This window comes from Salinisphaera sp. G21_0, from assembly GCF_017744115.1.
Classification (GTDB): Bacteria; Pseudomonadota; Gammaproteobacteria; order Pseudomonadales; family Endozoicomonadaceae; genus Endozoicomonas.
The window spans coordinates 18,100-35,170 of sequence record NZ_JAGHQW010000018.1; the positions used below are offsets into that span (position 1 = coordinate 18,100).

At 49.3% G+C, this 17,071-nt stretch carries 12 protein-coding genes; 8 read left to right on the forward strand and 4 right to left on the reverse strand.

Going from position 1 to position 17,071, the window contains the following annotated elements:
* Positions 1-80: 80 nt before the first annotated feature.
* Complete coding sequence (locus tag J7439_RS10150) at positions 81-2,324, reverse strand: hypothetical protein (RefSeq protein ID WP_209201704.1); 2,244 nt, start codon at positions 2,322-2,324, stop codon at positions 81-83.
* A 306-nt stretch (positions 2,325-2,630) separates the two neighbouring features.
* Here J7439_RS10150 and J7439_RS10155 point away from each other — a divergent pair, with 306 nt between their 5' ends.
* The 8 genes from J7439_RS10155 (at position 2,631) to J7439_RS10190 (ending at position 14,373) form a co-directional block, all read left to right on the forward strand.
* Positions 2,631-3,386 carry a uroporphyrinogen-III synthase gene (locus J7439_RS10155; RefSeq protein ID WP_209201705.1) on the forward strand — a complete coding sequence of 252 codons (756 nt, stop codon included), beginning with the start codon at positions 2,631-2,633 and terminating at the stop codon, positions 3,384-3,386.
* Positions 3,387-3,588: 202 nt separating this feature from the next.
* Entirely contained in the window at positions 3,589-4,905 is a 1,317-nt protein-coding gene (locus J7439_RS10160; RefSeq protein WP_209201706.1) for a uroporphyrinogen-III C-methyltransferase, read from the forward strand.
* Positions 4,902-6,140, forward strand: coding sequence for a heme biosynthesis protein HemY (locus tag J7439_RS10165; RefSeq protein WP_209201707.1), 1,239 nt, complete (start codon positions 4,902-4,904; stop codon positions 6,138-6,140). Before J7439_RS10160 ends, J7439_RS10165 begins: the two co-directional genes overlap by 4 nt.
* Entirely contained in the window at positions 6,137-6,514 is a 378-nt protein-coding gene (locus J7439_RS10170) for a DUF423 domain-containing protein (RefSeq protein ID WP_286198282.1), read from the forward strand. The genes J7439_RS10165 and J7439_RS10170 overlap by 4 nt, the downstream gene beginning before the upstream one ends.
* A 319-nt stretch (positions 6,515-6,833) precedes the next feature.
* A complete protein-coding gene (locus J7439_RS27480) occupies positions 6,834-7,421 on the forward strand; it encodes an RING finger domain-containing protein (RefSeq protein ID WP_209201708.1) in 588 nt (195 codons plus the stop codon).
* A 628-nt stretch (positions 7,422-8,049) separates the two neighbouring features.
* Entirely contained in the window at positions 8,050-11,862 is a 3,813-nt protein-coding gene (locus tag J7439_RS10180; protein WP_209201709.1) for a DUF4116 domain-containing protein, read from the forward strand.
* A gap of 350 nt (positions 11,863-12,212) precedes the next feature.
* A complete protein-coding gene (gene trmB / locus J7439_RS10185) occupies positions 12,213-12,944 on the forward strand; it encodes a tRNA (guanosine(46)-N7)-methyltransferase TrmB (protein ID WP_209201710.1) in 732 nt (243 codons plus the stop codon).
* A 793-nt stretch (positions 12,945-13,737) separates the two neighbouring features.
* Positions 13,738-14,373 carry a hypothetical protein gene (locus tag J7439_RS10190; protein WP_209201711.1) on the forward strand — a complete coding sequence of 212 codons (636 nt, stop codon included), beginning with the start codon at positions 13,738-13,740 and terminating at the stop codon, positions 14,371-14,373.
* Positions 14,374-14,564: 191 nt separating this feature from the next.
* Here J7439_RS10190 and hemW read toward each other — a convergent pair whose 3' ends face one another.
* The 3 genes from hemW to J7439_RS10205 all read right to left on the reverse strand — a co-directional run bounded on the left by hemW (position 14,565) and on the right by J7439_RS10205 (position 16,924).
* A complete protein-coding gene (gene hemW, locus J7439_RS10195) occupies positions 14,565-15,716 on the reverse strand; it encodes a radical SAM family heme chaperone HemW (RefSeq protein ID WP_209201712.1) in 1,152 nt (383 codons plus the stop codon).
* Between the two features lie 22 nt (positions 15,717-15,738).
* Positions 15,739-16,362, reverse strand: a complete 624-nt coding sequence (rdgB, locus tag J7439_RS10200) for an RdgB/HAM1 family non-canonical purine NTP pyrophosphatase (RefSeq protein ID WP_209201764.1) — start codon at positions 16,360-16,362, stop codon at positions 15,739-15,741.
* 79 nt (positions 16,363-16,441) lie between these two features.
* Positions 16,442-16,924: a DUF4426 domain-containing protein gene (locus J7439_RS10205; protein ID WP_209201713.1), complete on the reverse strand. Its 483-nt coding sequence runs from the start codon at positions 16,922-16,924 to the stop codon at positions 16,442-16,444.
* Positions 16,925-17,071: the final 147 nt, after the last annotated feature.

Consider the following 17,071-nt stretch of genomic DNA (forward strand, 5'->3'; position numbering starts at 1 on the left):
GTGATGTAAACTACTGCGCCTGCACTCCTTCGACTTGCTGAATGCAGCCTTTACGTTTCTCAGAGTTTGTAACCTAAAACCTAAAGGATATCGTCAAAATCAATAAATTCTTCTTCCTGAGAAGAAAGAAATGTCAATGCTGTTGCAGGATCCGAGCCAGTAAATCCGGGCTCACCAACAACGGGTATTTGTACAAATCCGGTACTGGATGGCACTTGTGGTGCCTCCATCAATCCAAAATTTACCGCCCCACCGGGTGCGCCAAATAAGCTAGTGGATCCTGACGAGGGCTCTGATTGTTGCGCCGCAGATCCAACATTTTCCGACCCACCAGGTGTACCAAATAAGCCCATGAATCCTGACGGGGGCACTAATTGTGCCGAAGATCCAACATTTTTCGACCCACCGGGTGCACCAAATAAGCCCGTGGATCCTGACGGGGGCTCTGATTGTTGTGACGCAGATCCAACATTTTCTGACCTACCGGGTGCGCCAAATAAGCCCGTGGATCCTGATGGGGGCTCTGATTGTTGTGCCGCAGATCCAACATTTTTCGACCCAACGGGTGTACCAAAAAAGCTCGTGGATCCTGACGAGGGCACTGATCCAAACCCAACATTTTTTGACCCGCCGAGAGTACCAAACAAGCTCGTGGATCCTGACGAGGACTCTGATCCAAACCCAACATTTTTCGACCCGCCGGGTGGACCAAACGCCGACCCACCGAGTGTACCAAATAAGCCCATTGGTCCTGACGGGGGCGCTGATCGTACCGCAAATCCAACATTCCCAACCCCTCTGGGTGCATCAAAGAAACACCTGGATACGGGCGGGCTTTCTGCAGATGCCAAACCTCCAGAATCGCGACCAAAGAGTCCACTCTGACGGTTTGAACGTTCCATACCGCACCGACCCATTTGCCTGTGGCTTACCGGAAGCTTTGGACCATTCCTGAGATCATGGCGATTAATACCATAACTCTTGAATTTATCCACGGCATTCAGGAATACTGTGAAGTTAAATACCTTTTTTTCAAAATCAAATACTTCACTCAACTTGATGGCATGAGCCTGTTCTTTACTATGCCTGTAAACAATCTCAATTTTATCACCCCAGTAATCAAATGGCGTTTTTAAATACACTTTGGTTTTATCATCAAAATAGGCCGGATAGTTCTTCATGAGTTTACTCATCACAAGCTCACACCGAACACAGTTAATAACATTTGAAACAGCCTCGTTCACTGATTTGGATTCATTTATGATCTTTGAATCCAATCGAACTTCGAATGGATGATTCACTCCATCTATAAAAAAGTTTCTGACCAGGGAGAAATCCATATCCGTTGACTCTGCCAAACCAGGAATCAGCTCATGAGGATTTGGATTTGACAGTGAAATCATTGATGTGACTTCAGGTGCCCCCCACCCCCCGGACTGCTCTCTGTCATTCTCAAGCGCAGCTCGCAAATCAATAAGGGATTTACTGACCGCCCTATTTGATAAGGCTTGTTTAGCGTCCTGGATTCTATCTCTAATAGTATTTTCACTTTCATCCGTCCTATTTTCTGAGCCTATTTTACGTCTGACAGACTTTGTGTTATCCGGGGTATGCTCAAAATCCTGATTAAATGTTCTTTCCAGTGTGGTTATACACTCTTCTGCTCTCCAGTGGTTTTCATCAAATTGTTCAACCAGGTTTTTCAAATCATTTTCTTTGCCATACTTTCTTTCCATTTCACTCTTTTGTTCCTCAGTTATATTCTCCACACGTAATCCAGCCGCTTTAATACCGGAGTGGCCCAGTTGCGTTACAATAAGTTCGTCAACTAATTTGCCGTATTGATGAAGGAAGCCCCTCGCACTTCCATGGTCCGGGAACATTGAATATGGATATGGACAATCAGGCACCACTGCTTTGTCATTTCCTTTGTGGACATATAAGCAATCTTTTCTCCCGCATTTTTGCTCAGCTTTCTTCAACCATTCAGTACCGCTGTTATAAAAGATATTTTCTTTATCGTGCGGTTTTTGACTTCTGCAGGTAGCACATATTGTTATAGCTGTAGCTTGATTGTCGGCGGTCATTTTCCTGATAATACATTCCTGGTGTTCAAAATGATGGCAAGGTCTTTCTATAATGCCTTTTTCTTCCGAGAATAGTGCTTCTTGACAGATTGGACAATTATCAGACATTCGACTTTTAACTGTATCCGTGTGTCTCAGTCTATGCCCGTTTAATAAAACTATTTCAGTGTTGGATGTTGGTGTAAAATTCGATTCGACTCGAGTGGTTTTATTCGTTACTTGTACATTTGTTTCCATGAATAATATTCTCTGTCTGGTTGATTGCACTTAACGTCTGAGTAGCTCGAATATCATGCCTTGTATAAGTAGCTAACCCTATGAAATCATATATTTCTGACTCCTTGTGCCGGCACTCTGCTTCGTTACAACTCCGGTCACATAGCTACGGCTATGCTCCCTCCGTTGTGCCTCGCATAGTACCAGCCCAAGTAGCCAGAAATATTCGATTCCATATGGCCAGCTACTTAATTGAGATGCTGGCTGCCCTGACGGAACACAGCCCCAACTCTGACTTATTGGATAAAGAATTAGTTCAACTGCATAATGAAACTGTCTCATATTCGCGCATTGGTAACCCGCCCTGAGCCTCAGGCACAGGCTTTGGCAGATGCCATCAAGAAAACTGGTGGCCAGGCTTGGCCCGTGCCCATGCTTGCTATTGATGCGCTGGCAGAAACACAGGCAATGAAAGACTGCCTGCTGATACTCGACCAGTTTGACCATATTATTGTCACCAGCCGTCCGGCCGCCCGCTTGGGCGTAGAGCTGATCGAACGGTACTGGCCACAGCTACCAATTCACTGCCAGTGGTTTGCCATTGGCAGCAGCACAGCGGTTGAGCTTGAGCAGTTTGCGATCAGGGCTGACTATTCAGACACCGGCGTAGACAGTGAGGCCCTTCTTACCCTGGATGCATTTAACCATATGCAGAATAAGAAGGTCCTGATTATCAAAGGAGTGGGAGGACGGGAGGTGCTTAAAGAGCAGCTCAGTAATGCCGGTGCCGCAGTCCACACATTGGAGGTTTACCAGCGTTCCTGCCCCACCTATGAACGCAATGCAGTGGTAAAAAAGTTGGAAAGCCATTCAATCAATGTCATTCTCTGTGGTAGTGGCGAAACCCTGACAAACCTTGGGTACTACTTACCCATGCCCTATCGAGCTGACTACCGGCTGCTTGTTCCCAGTGAACGGGTTGCCAGACAGGCCCATAGCCTGGGTTTCCAGCACGTAACCAATACCGGTGGTGCCAGCAACGAGATGATGTTGCAAGCATTGGCCCAAATCTGCCTCTTGTGAAAAATGAGCGGGAACCTTGAAAGAAGTGCCCTGGCAAGAGATAGAAAAACAAGGGAGGCACTCTCTCAGACTATCCTCTGGGAGGCTGTCCGAGAATAGCGCCCGTAGCGAGGATGGCAGAAAATTTTTAGACCAATTTGCTGCCACCGCAGTAGGGCAGTCTATTCTCGGACAGCCTCCTAGACAATCGGAAGGCCCAAGCGTGAGCGATACAGACCAGAACACAGACCGTTTACCAGACAACACCCCTGAAGATGTTCAGCAGAAAACCGACATCCATTCAGCGAAAGAGTCCCATTCAGAACAGCCAGCCGCCAAAAAACACCAAAGCAAAGGTTCAGGTAAAGGTCTGGCAGGCTTTGCCCTGTTACTGTCCGCCTGTGCCCTTGGCCTCAGTGGCTACATCGGCTGGCGGGCCATGCCACTGGAACAGAACCAGCCGGTTCTGCTTGAGGGCATGGACCAGCTACAGACACAGATTGCACGACAACAGGCCAGGCTGACCACGGTGGCACAAAACACCGCCACCGATATAGAAAGACACGAAGAACAGTTGCAAGCCCTGCAACAGCGGGAAGACAGACTTTTATCCCGGGTTGATACCCTTTCCAGCAAAGTTCGGGAGCTTGAAGGTTCCACACGCAACCAATGGCGTATTGCCGAAGTCGAATACCTGCTGCGCCTTGCCAATCAGCGACTGCTGACGGTCAATGATGTTACCGGTGCCCTCGAACTGATGGCCAGTGCCGGGCAGATACTGGGGCAACTGGATGACTACACTCTCTTTCCGGTCAGAGAGGCCCTGGCAGAAGATATAGCGGTTCTGAAAGCCACCTCCCTGCTGAATCAGGAAGGTATCTGGCTGCGACTGCAAGCCATTGCGGATTTGATCCCCGGTCTTGTGATCCTGGATGATGGCCATATTGCCGATGTGGCCAGTGCCCCGGAACCCGGATCAATGGTCACTGATGAACCCAGCCCGCCAGCGGACAGAACCTGGCAGAAAACCATCAAGGCCATAGTGCTGGACACCTGGCACCGTTTCACCAGACTGTTCCGTATTAACACCCAGCGAGAGCACCCCATTGAAGTATTGCTGACACCGGAACAGGAGCAGTTAATCCGTCAGAAGATGCTGATGCTGATCGAACAGAGTAAACTCGCGCTGATAACCGGACAGCAGACGATTTATCAGAGCAGTCTCAAACAAACCAGTGACTGGCTGAGTCGCTATTTTATGCTCGGTGGTGATGTCAGTAATCAGCTGGCTACCGAGCTTACTGAACTGGAAGGGCTCTCCATAATCCCCGACATGCCCACTATTCATCGTTCTCTGGAGGCTCTGAAAGAGCACCAGTCCAGCTCAACTCTCGCTCCTGCACCAGCAGAGAGCGACTCAACCATTGAGCCGGAAGAAAACCAGGCGACACCAGCATCACCCGATGGCGATGATGGGAAAAGCAGTCCCCCATTGATAGAGCCGGATCAGCCTGCTGAACAGGGAGTGCAAATTTCATGAAAGGGTTTGCACTGTTCCTGACCATTGTTTCTGCCTGTTTCTTACTGGCCAATATCATGGTCAATGACCATGGTTATGTGCTGATTGCTTACGATGAGATGACCTTTGAAAGCAGTCTCTGGGGTTTGCTGCTGCTGGTTGTCGTTTCCCTTGGCCTGGTCTGGCTGGCGGTGATTATGGGTCGGTTACTGCTGGGTACATTCAGTGTTATCTACCCACTGTCAACGGGTGCCCGCAAAGCCAGGGCCAGAAAACTGTTTGATCGGGGTCTGGCTGAGTTTACCAAAGGGCACTGGCGAAAGGCGGAGCGGCTCCTTGGCCAGGCGGCGAAAAACAGTGAATCACCGTTAATCAACTATCTGGCCGCCGCCAGGGCGGCCCATGAAGCAGGAAATCATGAAGCCAGTGCTAACTGGTTAAGACAGGCGGACAGCAAGGCACCGGGCGCAGAAATGGCGATTGGTATCACCCAGGCACAGCTGCAGCTGGCCAGTAACCACCTGGAACAGGCGCTGGCGACATTGACCCATCTGCACAAGAAGTATCCACGTCATGGCTATATTCTGAAAATGCTCAAGCAGGTCTATATCCGTCTGAATGACTGGCAATCACTGGAAAAACTGCTGCCCAGGCTGCGCAAGCAAAAAGTGATTAAGGACGACGAATATCACCAGCTGGAACAACAGGCATTCAAAGCGCTGTTCGAACAGGCTTATAACTACGGCCGAAACCGTGTCTCCAGCGAAGAGAAAACCAAACCGGCGGATGATATCTGGTCCGGCCTGAGCCACAGTCAGAGGAAGGATCCGGCTATCCTCTATCGCTACTGTGACTGTCTGGTACGACTGGGTGCCGGGGAAAAAACCGAGCTGCTACTGCGAGAAAATCTTCATCACTGCTTCAGCGAGCCATTGATTCGCCTTTATGGCAAAACGCCGGGCAGAGACCTGAAAAAGCAATTGCTGTTTGCGGAATCGCTGCTCAACCAGCGGACCAATGACCCTGAACTGTTACTGGCGCTTGGTCGCCTGGCACTGCGCAATGAACTCTGGGGTAAAGCCCGGGAGTATCTTGAAGCCAGCCTCAGGCTCCGGAAAAGTGTTGATGTGTATAACGAACTGGGTCATCTGCTGGCACATCTTGATGAGTTTGAAACCAGCTCCCGCTATTTCCAGGAAGGCCTGTTGTTAGCGGCTGACAGTGCCACCAATCTGCCGGAGCTGCACAAGCCATGAATGCCCTGTTGGTTGGTGCCATCAGCGGTATGACTGCCGTGGCACTGAGCGCCTTTGGCGCTCATGCGCTGGAGGGCGTTCTCTCTGAGCGGGCGATGGAGACTTTCCAGACCGCCGCAGACTATCAGTTCTACCACAGCCTGGCACTGGTGCTTGTGGCTTTACTGGGAGCAAATTACCCGAACGCAACAAAGCTGAAGTGGAGCGCTGGCCTCTTTGCTCTGGGCATTGTCCTATTTTCAGGAAGCCTCTATCTACTGAGTTTGAGCGGTATCCGCTGGCTGGGAATGGTTACACCGTTCGGGGGTGTTTCCTTCATTCTTGGCTGGTTGATATTGGCCTTTTTTGCCGCCAGAGACTATTCCCGTACCTGAAATTTGCATTTTACGCCCTGAGCAGTATCTTACGCCGATCATTTTCTACCAACTCAGAAATAGATCGATTGTAGATAAAAATTCGGTGTTGTGAGGTGCTCAGCTTTACTGCTGGCTGACCACCTGTGAGGCCGCGAATTTAAACGGTCTTTGGCAACGCTGGCCGGAATATGCAGTTCCATAGCCATCTCTCTTCTCTGGGAATGAACTGACCATTTTCCCTTGAAGTCTAAATATTCATAGGGAACCAAAACCAAATATTATCTATCCTCTATCCGATGTTCTATTGAAAAAAGTCATTTCATGGTTAGGTTTTGATGTGAATAGTGCTAACGGTCTTAAATGTGCAATATGTTATGACTCTATATGTTATGACTCAACAAAAGACAAAAGCATCAAGCTAACATGTGGACATATTTTCGGTAAATCATGCATGCGGAAATGGGTGGAAAGTACTAACCAAAGAAAATGCCTTTTCTGTAATAATCAATTAACTGATAACGAGATAAAGGAGATAAAAAATATCCCATTGCAGGAGCGTGTGATCATTATTTTGGAAAAACCGATTATACTTATTGGCCGAGCTATTTTGGACTACGTCCCCGGGTTTGCTGCCGGGGCTGCTTTTTTCGGGGCTATTGTCGGGGCTAGTGCCGGGGCTGTTGCCGGGGCTAGTGCCGGGGTTGTCGTGATTACTGCCACGACAGCCTTGATTACTGCCGGGGCTGCTGCTGGGGCTGTCGCAGCTATTGCCGAGGTTGACAGGGGTGTCGGGACTGCTGTCGGCGCTGCTGTCGGGATTGGCGGGTTTGATGTCGCGGCTGCTGCCGGGGTTGTCGCGCCTGCTGCCGTGGGTTTTCTCGGGGCTACTATCGGGGGGGGCTCGGGGTTATGGGCGGGACTTTAGGGGCTCTTTTCGTATATGACGAACAGGAAATGAATCCAGTAGTTTTGTGAAAAAATTCCTTTAGACCCACTAATTAAGGAACTTTCCTGAAATAACTTCCACATTTCTACAGCCGCTACCCGCCTCCCGCTATCCGAAAAGCCGGAACCGCTTGTGCTTTTGCGGGAAGCGGGCGGCGACCTTTTCCCAGACTGAGTAAAATGATGAAGTTATTCTGGGACAAATCCTGAACGTCGGCCTTACGTACCTTACTGGGGCTGTCGGTGTACTTTAAAACACCATTAGCGACCGAAGCCAGGAGGCTGACCGAGAATAGCGCCCGTCTAGGCGACCCCGTAGCGAGGATGGCAGAAAATTGAGGATAAAAAGTCGGAAATTTTTAGTGAATAATGGTCAGTAACTTTTACAACAGTCTCTGAACTGCCCTGCAAGACTATCACTCTCCTTCAACTAATCAGATACAATAGTTATAGATGACTTTAGATTTTTATCCTGATGTTTATTTGTTGAAACTTTTTTTCATAAGTACTTGTCCAAAATTTTTCTCAAAATCAGGATAATAAAAATCATGGTAATCCGGGAAATCAAAGCTAAAGATAGTATTCAACCAACAAGATCAGGTCCGGCTGTGGCCCAAACTGCACTTGGCCTGATTGAGGACAAAGTTGGCCAGCTACCGGGTCGTCCCGCATCGTCCGCATTCACCCGTTCTGTCACTCCTGAGAATTCGTGTAAGCGGTTGCGGATAGACGGGGATAACTCAACCGACCGCTCTTTTCCTACACTATCCGCCCATGGTATCGAACTGTCGGATACGAAAAATAGTCGGCCTGCCAGCCATGACTTGCCACCTGCCATCTCTACTCTCATCACAGACAGCAAAAACCGGTCCTCTATAGGCGGCAAGGGACTGTTTTTGCACCTTATGCAACAGGCCAACATCCCGGTTCCACCCTTCACTGTGGTTGACACAGAACTCATCGCCAGGCTCGAGCAAGAGCCTTTTCCCGCAAAATGCCTTTTGTCTTTTCTGCCGGGTATTAACAAGCGGGGCCTTGAATCATGCAGCCTGGAACAATTGCGCGCGATCATTACCGAACTCCCCGCTCAGCAACAATCAGAATGGCTAAAGGGGTTATCCGGATTTATTGCCAGTGAGGATTTTTATCAACAAGTCAAAGATAGCAGTGTTGCCAGGGAGATTCGTGATCGCTACCTCACACTCCGGCAACCCTCCAACGGGGCCTGTATCGTTCGAAGTTCCGGCGTGGATGAAGACCGCTTCGGCAATGCCCAGGCCGGTCGATTCGATTCCCTGGTTCATGGCGGCGGCGATATCCTGACAACCTGCCTGCAAGTCCTGTCATCCGCTTACCGGCCTGAAGTCTGCCCCGGCGGGGAGGTAAAACCCATGGCGCTGGTCCTGCAGCAGTGCATCCGTTGCCATCTGGGGGGCGTCGTGTTCAGCCACTCAACGTTGAAGGACGACGATGATACCATCCAGGTGGAATTTGCACCGGGGCAACCGCGGGGGGCCGTCTCCGGAAATACAGGCATCCGCCCCCATCGCTATAGGATCAGGCGCGGCGATGACGAAAACAGTAAACCGGATCGTGAATTTACCCCGGGAGACGTTACCACACAGTTTGCCCTGAAAAAAATCAACGGCGAAGAGGGGTATGCTGAACAGAGCATTACGACAACCACCGATGCAAAAGACATCAGGCTTACTGACGAGATATTGCAAAAACTGCAGGAATACACAGTACAGCTGGAAAATATTTTCTATTGCCCGGTGGATATAGAGTTCGGTGTGGATGTCTGGGGGAATTTCTTCGTGTTCCAGTGCCGACCAGTAACCCAGCTGCCGGGCAGTACCCGTTTCTGCGCAGCCGCTCCTTCCCTGCCACTGGCTGAAGGCATCATGGTCAGTGAAGGTTACCGCAGTGGCGTGGCTTTGGAGGTCACCGAACCGGTCAGCGCGGAACAGTTTCCGTTCGGTGCTATTCTGTTTGCCGTTCACGCCAGTGACTGGATGCTGGCACCGGAGATTTTACAACGTTTAGGCGGCTGTGTGTTCAGCCAAGGGGGAACCACCGATCATGTTGCCATCACCCTGTGTCAGGCGGGTATACCCTGTCTGGTGGCGGGTTCTCAATATTCTGAGGCATTAACACAAGCCAGCGGACAACAGGTAACACTGGTGGTCGGCAGTTTTTCCGGCAGCCCCGGAGCCTATTTGCAGACCGGCGACCAGTCTGCCTACTGGGAGGCCAACAGCACCAGTTCCGGACAGGATACCATCAGCTCACCCGCAACCAGTGCTGCAGAACCACCGAACTTTACCCGGGTCGACGAAGGTTTTGCCTGGCTGAATCGCCAGAATAACCGGTTACTGGACTATTTTCACCCTGACCGGATACTGAGCCGCTGCCTTGGCCCGGGGCGGAGTAAGGCAGTCAGCATGTCAGCAAAGCGATCGGATCTGTTACAACAGCTTGGCATGGAGATTCAGCTGCTACAGGAGGATTTGCAACTGTTTGCATCCGGTTATAAGCACTTTTTGGGTCTGGCCAAAACGTCTGAATCGGATGCAACACCATTTGAAGTCCAATCCTTTATCAATGATCTGCCACTGCTTAAAAAACAACGGACAGGCCTGAAAAATGCCATTGATAACCTGTATTCAAAAGTGGTCACGCCGCTGACCACCGACCGGGAATTAACCACTGAGTCCGGGGATTTCAGACAATGGCTGAAGGATTGCCAGACCTTGCGGGATAAATTGCAAAAACTGACCCAGCCCAAAAAAATGAAAGCTATCCATTCTGTTCACGACCTGATTTACTGGCTTCATCAACGATTCGTTAGGGCACTCGCCCCGGTGGCTGAAGCATCCGGAATGGGAAAAATTAACAAAATTGCCTTTATTGACGAAGATATTTTCGATGAAACTGACCAAAATATGGTGCTGATTGAAATTCTTCCTCAGGGCGTTTCCGGACTATTAAACCACCATTGCATCTCGGTACTGAGAAAACTTGGCGTAAAAACGCTACGCATACTTAATATGGTGGATGCCGCTTTTGTTAATGCAAAAATTGGAGTGCACGTGTGCACCATAACAATGCTGGAACAGGCTGAGGGAGGCAAGGGCCGTACACTCCGCCTGGACATCTCTGATAATTTTTCCCAGCACCCGGAAAACATACACCTTCAGGGTAAATTGAAACGTTTCTGGTTTTTGGTCCAGACACTGCGTTGCGCATCGATTGATAGAAAATCACGGCCAATGGCGATCAGCTTCAATCAAAACGCAGGAAAAATGACCATAGAGTGCACTCAGGTTGATTCCCCATCAGAATTACAGACGGCCTTTGTGAAATTGGTGACCGTTCTGTCAGGACTGACCTCCATGGATATAACAATCAACAAATTTAATCGCGGTAAAAATACAAATAAGTGGTATTTTGAAACACTGGCTAAAAAGTGCCAAAAAGGGTTGAGTGACTCCATAGATAACTGGGTATTCAAACATTGCCTGATATTGGATGCAATCGAAGGCCGCCATTTGATGTTGAAAAGTCGCTATTATGATTGTGAGTTCCTTGATTATCTGGATGACCAATACTGGCACTTATTTGAAGTGGCCAAAAAAGTTCATCATCCTCTTGAGTATCTTGAGTCAACTGAAAGTAAGAATGAAAAGGCAATACTTCGCCAAATCTTGAGCGCTGCTACCAAACACCTTGAGCCGAATGATGCTGCAAGAATAATAAAGGAACTGCTAGCTCACATGGCCATTGAAAAAAACTTTCCAGAAATTGTTATTCGACTTTTGCGTGAGGACTTTGATTTAGATCACGACAGGGAGCTGGTGCTTTTCCTCGTGCAACAAAACGTGGACATATTCAAGTATATCTCCAACGATTTTAAGGATGATATTGACATAGCCAAGTCTGCAATAAGACAGTATGCAAGTTTTTTAAAATATGCCAGCGACCGTCTCAGAAATGATAAATCACTGGTAATGTTTGCCATTAAAATTGATGGCTATTCACTCGCATATGCCAGTACAGATCTCAAAAATGACCCTGTCGTGGTTATGGAGGCTACCAGAACGAACTATTTTGCTTATTATCACGCTGGGAAGACAGTAAAAAACAATGAAACCCTCTTGCGAAAAATCATTGAGGTAAATCCTGAGGTCATGCAATTTGCTACTAAGTCCCTGAAAAATGACAAGGACTTTGTCCTGCCACTGCTCTCACGAGAGCCCTCCATCTATGAATATCTCAGCGACAGACTGAGATCTGATCCGGATATTCAAGTTGCAGCCGGGCGCAAAGACGTTGGAGCTGAAACCGCGAGTTCACAACGCAGCAATCAGCCTGAAAATGAAAAGCCAACAAATCAAGGCTGTTCGTGTGTAATCCTCTGACCCTGATTTTCTCGGACAGCCTCCCAGCTTGATGGCCATAACAGGCAGCAGGATCACGAAGAAGGTGAGTAAGATTCGTGTGTTAACACCCGGTCTATCTGAACCGTCCTTTGAGCTTATGCTTATTGTTTTCAGCTATGACGACCCGGTTGTTGATAGGGGGGAATTGCATCGGTCAGAAACCATTATCAGCCTGTTGAGGAAGTGTGAGTGGTGTTCGCTGGCTGGGGTTGCGCCGCTGGTTGCTATTGGCCTTTTTTGCCGCCAAAAATTATTCCCGCATCTGAAATTTGCATTTTACGCCCTGAGCAGTATCTTACGCCGATCATTTTCTACCAACTCAGATGTCCATGAACGATAATGTGAAACCGGCCGAAGAGGCTGATGGCCCACAACAGGAAACGCTCCACAAGCGTCAAATCAAGAGCTTTGTGCTCCGTGCGGGCCGGATGACCACGGGCCAGCAAAGAGGCTGGGATGAGTGCTGGCCAGACTGGGGACTGACTCTGGAGCAAGGCACAGAGGGTTTCCTGAATGCCTTTACGGATGCAGCACCCCGGGTTCTGGAAATTGGCTATGGCATGGGACATTCCCTGGTCACCATGGCGACACAGGAGAGCGATAAGCAGTTCATTGGTATTGAAGTACACCGCCCGGGTGTCGGTAGCCTGCTTAACGAAGCCCGTCTGGCAGGCATCCACAACCTGAGAACCTATTGCGACGATGCGGTTGAAGTACTGAAGCAGTGCGTACCCGATGGGAGCCTGTCACGGGTACAGATTTACTTCCCGGACCCTTGGCACAAGAAACGCCACCATAAACGCCGCCTGATTCAACCCGCTTTTATTGAGTCTATTCGTCCCAAGCTGGACATTGGTGGCATTATTCACCTGGCCACTGACTGGGAAAATTATGCCGAACAGATGCTGGCAGTGATGAACTCAGCAGAAGGCTTCGAGAACATGGCCGCAGAAAACGGTTATTCGCCAAGACCGGATTTTCGTCCGCTCACCAAGTTTGAAAAGCGTGGCCATCGATTAGGACACGGGGTTTGGGACTTGCTATTCAAGCGCATCCGGTAGATGGCCCTGTGGAACCTGCCCCATAGTGCCCTGTAACGTTAACAGGTAAACGTCGATGACAATATATAACCCTGCGAACAAATTATAGCGGTTCTCAATTTCAGGTTGAGGAGAAGGTTCCACTCGATCTAAAACTATCTTATGGAATAAACATCTATACACCCATTAATTCACATAATGGGTGTATAAAATGGCAGATCCGCTTCGTCCAAACCCGTTTCGACCCATGCAGAATTTTTCTGCCACGGAAATGTCAGGGCAGCGACGCCCAAATCAACCGCCAAAATGCAGTGAGGTTCAGGCAGATAAACAACTACCAGCAACTCCCCGGCACCACGAGTCCGCAACGAAAAATCCGAGAGATTTTACGGCATATAGTATAACGACGGAAAAAACCAAGACTCACTCCGACCATTACAAAAGCCATGGCAAGACAATGCATGATCAACAGTCGGCCAGACCGTCATCGCAACCGGCACGGATCCGGCCAAATCTTTTGAATAATGGCAGCAAGGCAACGTCTGTAGCCACAGTAAACAATCTATTTCCCCCCCCGTCAGTTTCAATCTCTGCACATTCCGGTTATGAGCCCCGACAACTATCGGTAAACTCACAACGGGACAGTCATTCCTTATCAGGCAGGGCAGAATCCAATACCAGTAACCGTGCGGCCGCATCAGGCCAAACAACCCCCACCAGAACCATTTTCCAAAAAGCAAGGATAAGCAGCCGCGAGCTACCAAACCGATTCAGGCCTTCGGAGCCCGGTGGTTTTGAGAATAAGTTGCAGGAGATGGAGCAAAGGATTTGCCCAAGAAAAGCTGAATTTAAGATAAAAGAAGGAGCTGGCCATACAGAATTTGTTTTAGCCATTGACCAGCCATTTAAAAAAAATCTCGAGCCTTTTTGGCAGAGATCCTCTGCTACAACGTTGACTCAACCTCCTGTGCTCAGCTGTGAAAGGCAACTCCCTGCGAACTGCCCGAACGCTCCGGTAATAACTATTCAATCAACCCATAAGGTGCTGCACACACCTGAAAATATTGCACCAACCATAGAATTAGCAGTGGAGGAACATATTAAGTGCGCGACAATCAACGTTGGCAAAAGTCTTCAATCTCTTCGCAAGGCTTTACTGGATGTGTATAAACAACTCTCCTGGAAAGCAACTTCAACATGGAACGCTGCTATGGCCTTTAATAGCAGTCAAGGCAGCCTGGATATGTTGGCCGGTCAATACCAAACAAAAAATATTGGCAGCCTGCCCCCTGCGGATATTGGTAAATTCAGAGATGATGTACAAAAGTGTGTTAAGAAGTTTATAGAGGCGACAAAAGAGATAAAATCGGATCGCGGAAAGCTCGTCACCTTAACCATAAATATCTCCATGTCTTCGGCAGACGAGCCCGACAGAACCGGCAATACCTGACCATGCCTGAATACTAGGAGGCTGACCGAGAATAGACTGCCCTACTGCGGTGGCAGCAAATTGGTCTAAAAATTCCGTTTTGTTCGGCAAATAGCCCCGCTATTCACCTCACAAAACGGAATTTTTATCCTCAATTTTCTGCCATCCTCGCTACGGGCGCTATTCTCGGACAGCCTCCTAGCCCGGATATTTCAGGCAAACAATTCCAGCAAATCATTCAGAAAAAGCCGACCGGTCGGAGTAGGCTTGAGCCTCGACTCTAAAGGTTCCAGCAACGCTTTTTGCCGGGCAAGTTTCAGTTGCTGGTGGATACTGCTTAATGTCTGTCCCGTTCGCTCACCATAAAGCTGTACATCGACGCCTTCATGCAGTCGCAGTACATTCATCATAAATTCGATGGGCAGCTCATCGGCTTCCAGCTCTCGTCGCCCAGCCTCAAAGGCATGGGAAATATAGCTGTCAGCAGCCAGGTAATCTGCCGGCATGCGGGTTTTCCAGTTACGGTAAATCAGCCCGGTAGATGCATGGGTTAACTTTCCATGGGCACCAGCGCCGATACCGATATAGTCACCAAACTGCCAGTAGTTCAGGTTATGTTTTGAGCGACGCCCGGGCTGACTGTAGGCAGAAATCTCATACTGTTGAAACCCCGCTGATGCCAACATGGCCTGCCCGGCTTCCTGAATATCCCAGAGCGTATCATCCGGCGGCAATACCGGTGTTTTGGCATAGAAAACCGTATTGGGCTCAATGGTCAGCTGATACCAGGAGATATGCGCTGGCTTAAGGTCAATGGCCTGCTTCAGATCGTAAAGGGCATCCTCCGGAGATTGACCCGGTAAACCATGCATCAGATCAATATTGATATTGCTGAAGCCATGGCTGGTGATTGCGGCAATGGCCTGTCGCGCTTCATCGGCACAATGAATACGCCCGAGGGCGGCCAGCTTCTCATCCTGAAAGCTTTGCACACCTAATGAGAGCCGGTTCACACCCACCTCCAGATAAGCCTGAAAGCGATCGTGCTCATAGGTACCGGGGTTGGCTTCCATGGTGATCTCAATATCATCCGAGAACCTTACCCGCGACTGAAGGCCGTTAAACAGCTGCTGATAAGCGTTTGCCGTCAGCAGGCTGGGAGTGCCACCGCCAATAAAAATGGAATGGATCGAGCGCCCCTGGACGCTGTCCAATTCGTTGTCGATATCATGCAGCAACGCTTTGATGTAGGCATCTTCAGGAATATCGCCGGTGATCCTGTGCGAGTTGAAATCACAATAAGGGCACTTTTTCACGCACCATGGCACATGAATATAAAGACTAAGGGGAGGAAGCTTAAGCATGTTAACAGCACTGAAGCAGACTTCAGTGTTTTCTCTCCTTGAGGCGGGCAACCAACAGCTGCAATGCCTGGGCCCGGTGGCTCAGTTGATTCTTTAACTCTGAAGGCAGTTCCGCCGCCGTACAGTGCTCTGCGGGCACCAGAAACAGGGGATCATAGCCAAACCCGTGTTCTCCCAGAGCTTCTTCAATGATATACCCTTCCCACTGGCCATGGGCAATGACCGGGGTAGGGTCATGTTCATGACGCAGGTAAACCAGTACACAGTGAAATCGTGCGGTTCGCTCGGCCGACTTAAGCCCCTTTAATCGATGCAACAGCTTCTGGTTATTATCAGCAGCGGAAGCATCGGGTCCTGCGTAACGGGCAGAGTAGATGCCCGGCTCACCATTGAGGTAATCAACCTCAAGGCCCGAATCATCGGCAATAACCGGAAGGCCTGATATTCCGGCAGCATAGCGGGCCTTGATAATGGCATTTTCAATAAAGGTCAGGCCCGTCTCTTCCGCTTCCGGCCAGGTTGAACCGATACCAAACTCACTCTGGGGCTGCATCACAATCCCCAGAGGCTCGAACATCTTTTGAAACTCCGCCAGCTTGCCCTGATTACCACTGGCAAGCACCACCTTGCGAATCCCCTCATTCATACTGTTTCTCACAATTCAACACATGACCCCTGATTAAAATGTCTGACCAGCAACACAAACAGAACTAACAGACGACATTTTAATGGTAAAAAATCTGTTCAAAGCGAAGTGTCTCGCTTCGCGAGCTGCCCTGAGGCTTAACATCTATGGCAAATTTTAGCAGCTCTTCATCTGAAAACTTAAAATCGGCCAGATAGTAAATCGCACTGCCTTCTTTGACCTCAGAAAACTTCAGACTGCTTTTCTGAGTCAGCAGGTTCATGGTATGGCCACTGACCCTGCCGGTGACTGCGGTTCCCAGTTCATCGGATGAAACATCACGAATGGCAATGTTGACAATACCGTACCGGCTACCTCGACGGAGACTATATTGCTCTGCAATACCGGGCGGCACAAATGTACTGTTGAAGGCACTGAAATAAATCCGGTAGTTGCCCATCTCAATGGGTTCCTGATTCATCACCCGGGCTTCTGGAATCTGGCTTTCAGCCATCACCGGATTAACCATTCCGACAGCGGCCAACACCAACAGGGCCTGGCATGCCATCCAACGCTGAATCATTGACGTAATACTGTGCAGCATCGCCATTATGCAATTCTCCGGTTTTTTGATTTGTTCCAGAATAACTTCATCATTTTACACAGTCTTGGAAAAGGTCGCCGCCCGCTTCCCGCCACCCGCTGCCCGCAAAAGCACAAGCAATTTCGG